At 51.0% G+C, this 1,535-nt stretch carries 1 pseudogene; it reads right to left on the minus strand.

Annotated features, from left to right (window positions below):
• Positions 1-1,535 (minus strand): annotated as a pseudogene (locus tag EHW67_RS20445) (hypothetical protein); the annotation flags it as partial.

Here is a 1,535-nt window from a genome sequence, read left to right on the forward strand (position 1 = left end):
TTTACAGGACACGTTTTGTGTAAGTGATCCCGTTGCATTGATTTTAGTTACAGGGTTCAGGGTATAGTTCTCTTCATATGAACATCCCTTTGCATCTGTAACCCTAAAGGAATAGGTATCCGGGGCAAGTCCAGAAAATACTCCTGTAGTATTGGTGGCCACTGCCACAGCCGGAGCTGTGATCTCATAGGTTATGGTACCGTTTCCACCAGTGGCTGTCAGGGTTATATCTGAGGTTTCAGCGGGACAATTGGCTGCCGTAGCAGTGAATGTTATGTCCGTTGGCGGGGTCATAGGATCAATGGTGATTGGCCTGGTGGCTGTACAACCATTTGCATCCATAACTGTAATGGTATAATTTCCGTCCTTAAGTCCGGTAAAGCTATTGGGCCCAAAATTGGTACCGTCAATGCTATAAGTGTAGGGCGATGTTCCCCCCGTAACGTTCTGAGCCTCCACGCTGGCATCCTGCAGACAGGTATATTCCTGTAACAGTATGGCATCAAATGCTATTGTCGCAGGCTCACCCACGGTAACAGAATTTGTTACGGTACACCCTTTGGCATCTTGAACGGTATAGCTATAGGTAGCGGCGGCAAGTCCTGCATATGTTGTATTGTTGGCAAGTCCGCCTCCGTCAAAATCAATTTGATACGGTGCCGTTCCAAAATTGGTGTCCACAATGATCTCTACGACACCATCGTTGCTTCCGTTACAGCTTAGGTCGGTCACTGTTTCCGATGCTTGTGGGCTGCTTAGAGGGTCTATGGTAATCACAGAGGTCTGTACGGTACATCCCTCGTTATCGGTGATCTGGAACCTATAGGTCCCCGATGTTGTTGTGGTATAGCTAAAGTTGGTCACTCCGGCACCCAGGGCGCTGGTTGCTCCGTAGGGGGCTGCGTCCACGCTTACGGAATAACTGTAGTCTGCATATCCTCCATTGATACTGACGTCTATTACAGCGTCCGGAGAGGCCGTACAGTCCAGTTCCTTGCTTACTGTTGCCGTTGCCCCAAGTTGTGGTTGTATTGTAACGGTATTGGAGGTAACGGTACATCCGTAGGCATCCCTTACCAGTACGGAATAGGATCCCGGCGCCAGGTTGTTGAATACGTTTCCGTTCTGTGCCGGTGCGCCGTTAAGGCTGTAGGTATAGGGGGCAACGCCTGCTGCTGCGGTAGCGGTCAGGCTAACCCCTGTTCCTGCTACATAGCAAAGGTCGGTAGTGGCCGCCAAGCTGGCTGTAGGGATTGCTGGTGTTGAGATATCAAATGTATCGGTCACGGAACATCCACCTGCATCGGTCACTGTAATGGTATAGGTTCCCAGTTTGTTGAGTCCGCCGAACACGTTTCCGGACTGTGGGCCCAGGATATTGGCATCCGGTTCCGTGATTTGGTAGGAATATCCTCCCCAGCCGTTTGTTGCCTCAATGGTCACCGATCCATCTGCGGCACAGGTCAAAGGGGTAAGGTCATAGGCAAGTGCCATGGCCGTAGCGGGCTCGCTTACCGTTACGGTAGCGGTATCGG

Source organism: Arenibacter aquaticus (genome assembly GCF_003957295.1).
In the GTDB taxonomy this organism is placed as follows: domain Bacteria; phylum Bacteroidota; class Bacteroidia; order Flavobacteriales; family Flavobacteriaceae; genus Arenibacter; species Arenibacter aquaticus.